The sequence below is a fragment of the Methylobacterium nigriterrae genome (genome assembly GCF_037106235.1).
In the GTDB taxonomy this organism is placed as follows: Bacteria; Pseudomonadota; Alphaproteobacteria; order Rhizobiales; family Beijerinckiaceae; genus Methylobacterium; species Methylobacterium nigriterrae.
Genome location: NZ_JBAWTG010000189.1, coordinates 1 through 6,447 on the forward strand (window position 1 = coordinate 1; position 6,447 = coordinate 6,447).

Below are 6,447 nucleotides of genomic sequence, written 5' to 3' on the forward strand. Positions count from 1 at the left end.
CGCCTCGCTGCCTGGTTCTCGCTGCGTCCGCTGGCACCCACGCGCACCTCACGCTTCAAGGCCCTCACGGCATAGCTGTCGAATTCGCCAACAGTGTCCCATCGTTTTTGAATAAGCCGCCTCGCCCGTTGGCGGTTAGGCGCGGGGCTGATGGGTGCGGCTGGCAATCCGGCGGTCTGTTCAACACACGTCTAAGACGTCTCGCCGGTCACGTTCCAAAACCTCAGACCGGACGCATGCGGAACGGCGTCGGAATGATCCAGTAAGAGGAAAGCCGCGGTCGGTACCGACCGCGGCTCGCTTGTATCAGCTGTCCGCACCTACTTGCGGCTGTAAGCGAGTGCGGCTCGCCTGTTGCCGGAGCGCCCGCTCGCGTTCGAGATCTCGACCTCATCCCGCCGGATCGTGTCCCGCACCGTCTCAACACGCTTCGTGCGCTCCCGCCGGACCACAACCTCTTCCCTGACCCTGACCCCCTTGGCCACGAGCGGCACCTCAGAGGTTTCCACCATCTCGACCGTGAGCTCGGTCAAGGTCTCGCCGCTTGCCTGATCGGTGACGGGCCGGCGCCGCTCAACCACCACCTTCTCGTCATACAGCGTCACCTCCTGCTCGGCCGGGACCTCGACGACATAGCGGCGGACCCTGGTCGTGCCGCTGTTCTCGGTGCGCTTGCCCACGATCAGCGTCTCTTCCGCCAGCGGGATGACTTCCTCGTCCTGGCTCGACAGCTGGTTCCTGGATGCCGAGGCATTGCCGGAGCGCGCCAGGGAACGCCCCGACGGCAGGCCCCAGAACCCAAACATCGCATCAAAGAAGAGCGAGCCGGTGCTCAACGGGGCGGTCGCAACACGCTGAACGGTCTCTGCAGCGCTCTGGGCCACCTTGCGGGAGCTCTCGGCGGCAGCTTCAGCCGTCTGCGCCACCTGCTCGGCCGTCTGCCGGGCGGCCTTGCGGTTCTCCCGCTCGCGCTCGGCGGCTTCCTTCTGCTCGGCGAGGAGCTTGTCGGCCTGCTCGCGCTCTTGCCGTTGCTCGGCCCGGCGCTGCTCAGCCTCGGCGCGTTTGGCTTCTTCGACTTCGGCCTTGCCCTCCTCGATCTTCTCGACGATGGCCTGTGCCTCCTCGTCACTCAGCGCCTTCAGGACTGCCGGGAGCAGCTCCTTGCGCTCATCCCGTACACTTTGCTGGAAGACCTTCCGCAGCTCGACGACCTTCGGGCCAAACTCCTCGCTGCCCTTGGGCGTCTGCTCCAGCTCAGCCAGTATCTTGCGGGTTTGTTTGTTGTCGTTCAGGGCGGCGCTGACGAGGTCCTTGGTCTCCTTGTGCTTGCGGAGGACCGGGAACAGGTGCTCCTCTTCCAGCTGGGCCAGGAGCTCCAGCTCGGTTTTTAGGTCACCCAGGAGACGCTCGCGCGTCTTCACCGCATTGTTCGAGGTGTCGGCGAGGGCCACGAAGAGCTCGTTCGCTTTCGTGGGGCTGGTTTGAATCAACTGCCTGATCGTGGTCATGATTGCCTCATGGGATGTTGGAAACTGTTTTGTCGTCGCGGCTAATTCAGCGATTTTCCTGCTTGGTGGGCTTCGCTTGAACGTTTGCGAGCGGCGCAATTGCAGAAATCATTGGTCCAGCAGCCCTCCATCCCTGCAAGGCAGGAGCCCTGACCTGAGCAGAGGCGACTGCACGCTGCCCGAGGAGACGAAACGGGTGCGGTTGGTTCTCGCTATCCTTCGCGCGGACGGGCGCAGGGTAGCGGGCACCAGCTGGCATGAGGCGACAATGACGTTTGTAAACCCGCTCCCACGATCGCTGCTCGCGTTCCATACCAAGGGGTAACAAGCCTGTGTGACTGGGACGAAGAGGGGAGGCTCATGTGGCCACCCCTCTGGTTTGTTGTTGATCCCGGGCACGCCTGACTTCGCGTGCTGGTCTAGCTTAGCGAACCAGGGTGGGGCTCTGCTGGGCTACGCTGGAGATGGTCTTGCTGGCTTCCTCGACCGCGCGCAGCGAGGTCTCGGCAATGGTACGGCTGTCCTGAACCATGTGCTGCAAGCCGTCCCGAGCCAGTTCGCTTTGGATGGCCGCGAACTCCTGGACCGACTTGGCCTGGGTCAGCTTGTTGAGGCCTTCCAGATTGCGCTGCCACTGCCGCTGGCTCAGCTCGAACCAATGGCGCGAGGTGTCCTGGAAGGCTTGGGTCAGAACCGTGCCGCAGCGCGTAATGGCCTCCACGTTCTGCTTGGACTGGCGGGCCAGCCGCTCGCTATCCTCGCCCGAAAAGCCCAGTGTCCGGGTGAAGCGGTCGGTTGCCTCACGGGCCTGATGCGAGACCGCCTCGATGCCTCTCTCGACGATCCGCTTTGTATTCTCGGCGGCTTGATCGCGTATTTCGGCTATCCTGTTAGCGCCGTCGCGCGTAAGATCAGCGAGCTGCGCGCCCTGCTCGGCGGTCCTGTTGATGCTGTCCTTTGCAGCGTCCGAGATTTTGTTCTCTTGATCACGCTGCGTGCTCTGGGCAGTCGTCTGATTAACAGCCACTTGAATGCTCTCCCGCTATTCTGCTTCTCGTCCGCCGCTTAGATGCAAAACAACAAGGCAACAGAGGCAATACGGCAAAGTAAACATCTCTGCTTCTTGCGTTGCGCCTAAGTCGGCTTGCAGCAACGATATGAATTCATCTCGGGATTTTTCAACCCAGATTAATTTCTTATTTGCCGCGTGAAAAATTACATTGCCGCTGGAACCCGCTGAGTGCGTTGCAAGATGCCTCCGCTAGGAACGGTGCCGTACGGATGAAGCCGAGTGTGTCGCTGCATGCCGAACTCGATGCGAGCGACGACCTGAGGCCGCCGAAGACGCCGTTCTGATCGACTTCCCTCCGAACGGTGTGGCAAGGCTCGCCCCTCAGGAGCTTACGTCCGCGCCAATCAGAAAGCGGGGCATGCTGCAGCCGCATTTTGGAGGTACAAGCCGTCGCATGATTGAGCAGGCTCGTCGCTTCTCTGCACCCTGGCGCATCATCGAGCTTGAGGAGGCATTCCGCATCGAGGACGCAGCCAGTGCGCCGCTGGCCTACGTCTACTTCTCGGATGACACCGAGCGACGGGCGATCACTGGGTACATGTCTCGGGAGGAGGCACAGCGAATCGCTGCGAACATCGCTGCCCTGCCTGACCTCCGAGCAGCACTGCGCGAGAAGGACGAGGCCGCATGAGGCTGGATCTCATACCTTCTCCGGCCGCGCCAGCATGATGGCGGTGCGCACCGCTGTACGACGGGCTGCAAGGCCCGCGTTCATGCGTTTTAGCGTCTTCACAGCAAACGGATGGGCCGCGACGGCAGCAAACAGATCGAGCGAAAATCGTTCACCCAACACGTAGGTCTTCGTGCTTGGATCAGCTAGGACGGCATCCACCGCCGCCGTTATTTCTACTCTGTCAATCGCGCCACTTGTGACAAGGGCGCCGATGGTGGGGGTCTCAGCCATGCCTGTGAGTATGGGAGAACTGACGACAAAGAAAAGGGCGCCGGTACATCCGCAGTCGCCCTTCTCTCTTGTCTGCCATCAGCAGACCCAGTTGCCCACCCCATGGTTAACGCCTCGTCAACACATGAAGCAGACGATCATGGCTGCTGGTGATGACAGAGGCTGCCATGAAGCCACTTCTTCCGAACCGCATCGCAGCGGCCTCGATTGCGGAGGGTGTCGCGACAGACCTCGCTTCCGCGGCAGACCACCTCGCCGAGATGGGGCGAACGGTCGTCGCACAGGCGCTGCTCCAGCAAGCGCGGCGTCACCGCGTGCAGGCCATCCGCTTGCGGGCATTGGCGGCGGCCGAGCATTACGCGACCATCGCGAAGCCGAGGTAGGCAGCCCTGTTCGCACCTATGGCGCCGACGCCTTCGTGATTGCAACCTAGGACGGACTGCTGGCTCATAGCGCCGGTGAGGCTGACGCTTTCTAAGCTGCCCGCGAGGCGCCTCGCGCATTGGGCGTTATGGTGTCATCTGGCCGGCGGGTGCCCCAAGATCCGCTCTGCGATCCAGTCTCGTGCAGCCTCCAAGCTGTCGAAGTGGACCGACAGCACGCCGACCTCGCATGCCCCAAACCCGGCCTCAACACACCATTGGCCCGCCTTTCTGTCTGCGCCGTGCAGCTCCTCGCTCAGGCGCACCAGCACCGCCACAAGCTTGCCGTCCGCAAAGGCGAGACGCCCCTCACAATCTGCGCTCTGGGTCCCGATCTGCACCGACTGCAGCGTGACGTTGACCATTCCGTTCCTCAGGCAGGCGGCTCACGGCCGAGCCCATAGATTCAACCGCTTAACATACAGCAAGTTTCATACGACGAGCGGGGCAGAGTCGCGTGAGTGCGCCCCCTGGTCCTGTCAGGGGCCGAACCCCTCGAAGCACAGGTAGGCCGGGTCGAAGTCACCAAACGCCTTGAGTGCCGGCACATCCGGGATCGTCAGGAGATCGCCGCTCCAGGTGATCAGGCCGCTCGTGCGTAGGCCCTGCACGATGCGGTTGACGTGGACGTGCGAGATGCCCAGCACGTCCGCCACGTCCGGCTGCGAGAGCGGCAACTCGAAGCTGTGCTCGTCCGCCAGCCCGATCACCTGCAGGCAGACCAGCAGCTCGCAGAGGGTGTGGGCGAGGCGCCTGTCGGCCGGGCGCGTGTCGTTGACGATCCACTCGCGGGCCCGGCTCAGTTCGCGCAAGGTGACCCACCAGATCGCGCGGCTGATGCCGGGATGGAGGCCGATCAGCTCCGTCAGCTTGGAGCGGGAGAGGTCCACGACCGAGCAGGGCGTGAGGGCGCCGACCCGCAGATCGCGGCCGAATGCGCCGGCGTCGTGCATGTAGCAGAGGTCGCCCGGCAGGACGAAGGAGACGATGCGGCGGGTGCCGCTTCGGAGGACCTTATAGCGGCAGGCAAAACCGCTCATGACGAGGTAGACGCGATCTGGGATGTCGCCTGTGACGATGTCGTCGCGGGCCGCCACAGCACGGCGGTTGAACGTCAGGGCCTGCAGCTCGGCTTGCTCTTCGTCGGACAATGGGCCCGCACGTTCAAGTTTTCGCAGGAACGGATCCCCAATCACTCGGCTACCCCTGCGCAACTTCAGGCGAAGAGGGACTATAATCGTGCATTGTCAACCGTGTCACAACTCAGATTTATAGGCTTACACAGCCAAGCCAACCTGGAATTGTGTGCGTAATATACCATGAAAGCTTTGGCGGCCAGCCCGCGAGCAGGTGCCCCGCTGGGCACCTCGTTCCAACGGAGCTTGCACTGCCGGACCTCGGCCAGAGCCCAGCGTCGTTCGCCGACTGGGCGTTATAGAGCATCCGTGTGGCCATCGCCTTGGGAGCGGCGGGAGGCCAGAACCTCCAGGATGAGCTGCTGATGCCTGCGGCCCTCCACGAGCGTGCGCCGCATCGTCTGCAACAGGACCTCGGCCAGAGACGTATCCCAGCCTTTCGCGTTCATCTCCTCGATGGCGATCTCCTGATCGGCCACGCGCCTCTTCCAATCAGCGAGATGCCGGGTGGCCTGAACGAGGTGCTCGTACTCGCGCTCCAGCCAGATGAGGTGATCAAGCTCGCGGTCGAGGTTGGCCAGATCCGGGGTCATCGCACGCCTGCCTCCCGGCGCTCCGACCACGCCTGAAAGGACCAGAGCAGGACCGACTGGGTCACCCGCATGCGTGCCGCCTGCCTGCAGGCGCACTCCATGTTCTCGTGCAGCCGCGTCGCCTCGCGGCTGATGGCCAGCGTGAGCAGATCGAGCCGGTTGAACAGCGCCTGCGTCTCCGGCGAGAGCGCGGGTGCCGTCGGCCGCTGCGTTCTCGGCCTCCGGGTCACCCGCTCCAAGAAGGACACCTCCATCAGGAGCTGGTCGGCCCCATCCCGGATCTCGAAGGCGCAGGCGGCCGGGGCATGCCCGTCCCGCACCAGCTCGGCCATCAGGGCCGGGATGGTCTTGCAGACGTCGAGATAGGCCGTCTCCAGGTCCGGGCGGATCATGCCGGTCTCATCGCGCTCCAGACCGGCTGCCGTCCGCAGATGGAAATGGTAGAGCGTCATCGGACCTCCTTGTCCTGTGCTCACGCAGGTTCAGCCAGCTTTGGGGCTGCAGCATTCCGGGTCGACATCGCTCAGGCGTTGCCGCGGCACTATGCGAGATTGGGCCGCTCCGTGCCGTTGGCGTCGAGGTGGCGGCCCTCGCCGTAGAGGTGCAGGTAGTTCACGTTGAACAGCGACACGGCCTGGAGCGCGGCGAGATCCGGGATCGTGAGGTACCGGCCCCTCAGCACGATCAGCCCCGACCCGCGCAGCTCCTGCAGCACCCGGTTGACGTGCACGTTCGAGAGGCCCGTCGCGTCCCCGAACTCGACCTGGGTGATCGGCAGGAGGCAGGAATCGCCCTCGGTCAGCCCCACCGCG

The 6,447-nt window shown here is 63.6% G+C and carries 10 protein-coding genes; 2 read left to right on the forward strand and 8 right to left on the reverse strand.

Features of this window, described 5'->3' with window-relative positions; genetic code table 11:
• Window positions 1-320: 320 nt before the first annotated feature.
• A complete protein-coding gene (locus WDW90_RS33565; RefSeq protein ID WP_431311182.1) occupies window positions 321-1,562 on the reverse strand; it encodes a DUF2382 domain-containing protein in 1,242 nt (413 codons plus the stop codon).
• A gap of 370 nt (window positions 1,563-1,932) precedes the next feature.
• Entirely contained in the window at window positions 1,933-2,535 is a 603-nt protein-coding gene (locus WDW90_RS33570) for a phasin family protein (RefSeq protein ID WP_336492009.1), read from the reverse strand.
• A 403-nt stretch (window positions 2,536-2,938) separates the two neighbouring features.
• Here WDW90_RS33570 and WDW90_RS33575 point away from each other — a divergent pair, with 403 nt between their 5' ends.
• Entirely contained in the window at window positions 2,939-3,211 is a 273-nt protein-coding gene (locus WDW90_RS33575) for a hypothetical protein (RefSeq protein ID WP_336492011.1), read from the forward strand.
• A 9-nt stretch (window positions 3,212-3,220) separates the two neighbouring features.
• Here WDW90_RS33575 and WDW90_RS33580 read toward each other — a convergent pair whose 3' ends face one another.
• Window positions 3,221-3,484: a hypothetical protein gene (locus WDW90_RS33580; protein ID WP_336492012.1), complete on the reverse strand. Its 264-nt coding sequence runs from the start codon at window positions 3,482-3,484 to the stop codon at window positions 3,221-3,223.
• Between the two features lie 167 nt (window positions 3,485-3,651).
• On the opposite strand from WDW90_RS33580, the gene WDW90_RS33585 reads away from it, so the two are divergent.
• Entirely contained in the window at window positions 3,652-3,867 is a 216-nt protein-coding gene (locus tag WDW90_RS33585; RefSeq protein ID WP_336492013.1) for a hypothetical protein, read from the forward strand.
• A 134-nt stretch (window positions 3,868-4,001) separates the two neighbouring features.
• On the opposite strand, the gene WDW90_RS33590 is transcribed toward WDW90_RS33585, so the two are convergent.
• From WDW90_RS33590 to WDW90_RS33610, 5 genes are all read right to left on the reverse strand, one after another.
• The gene (locus WDW90_RS33590; RefSeq protein WP_336492015.1) at window positions 4,002-4,271 is read right to left on the reverse strand and encodes a hypothetical protein; all 270 of its coding nucleotides are present in this window, start codon (window positions 4,269-4,271) and stop codon (window positions 4,002-4,004) included.
• 114 nt (window positions 4,272-4,385) lie between these two features.
• Window positions 4,386-5,057 (reverse strand): Crp/Fnr family transcriptional regulator, encoded by a 672-nt coding sequence (locus tag WDW90_RS33595; RefSeq protein WP_336492017.1) that lies wholly within the window; start codon window positions 5,055-5,057, stop codon window positions 4,386-4,388.
• A 281-nt stretch (window positions 5,058-5,338) separates the two neighbouring features.
• Window positions 5,339-5,635, reverse strand: a complete 297-nt coding sequence (locus WDW90_RS33600) for a hypothetical protein (RefSeq protein WP_336492018.1) — start codon at window positions 5,633-5,635, stop codon at window positions 5,339-5,341.
• Window positions 5,632-6,087, reverse strand: a complete 456-nt coding sequence (locus tag WDW90_RS33605; protein ID WP_336492019.1) for a DUF6894 family protein — start codon at window positions 6,085-6,087, stop codon at window positions 5,632-5,634. The genes WDW90_RS33600 and WDW90_RS33605 overlap by 4 nt, the downstream gene beginning before the upstream one ends.
• An 89-nt stretch (window positions 6,088-6,176) precedes the next feature.
• On the reverse strand, window positions 6,177-6,447 hold a 271-nt coding region (locus tag WDW90_RS33610; protein WP_336492020.1), incomplete at its 5' end, for a helix-turn-helix domain-containing protein.

What these genes read in the sequence shown, in the direction of transcription:
- WDW90_RS33575 (WP_336492011.1), top strand. Translation starts at nt 2,939, where the DNA reads ATGCTGCAGCCGCATTTTGGAGGTACAAGCCGTCGCATGATTGAGCAG.
- WDW90_RS33580 (WP_336492012.1), bottom strand. Translation starts at nt 3,484, where the DNA reads ATGGCTGAGACCCCCACCATCGGCGCCCTTGTCACAAGTGGCGCGATT.
- WDW90_RS33585 (WP_336492013.1), top strand. Translation starts at nt 3,652, where the DNA reads ATGAAGCCACTTCTTCCGAACCGCATCGCAGCGGCCTCGATTGCGGAG.
- WDW90_RS33590 (WP_336492015.1), bottom strand. Translation starts at nt 4,271, where the DNA reads ATGGTCAACGTCACGCTGCAGTCGGTGCAGATCGGGACCCAGAGCGCA.
- WDW90_RS33600 (WP_336492018.1), bottom strand. Translation starts at nt 5,635, where the DNA reads ATGACCCCGGATCTGGCCAACCTCGACCGCGAGCTTGATCACCTCATC.
- WDW90_RS33605 (WP_336492019.1), bottom strand. Translation starts at nt 6,087, where the DNA reads ATGACGCTCTACCATTTCCATCTGCGGACGGCAGCCGGTCTGGAGCGC.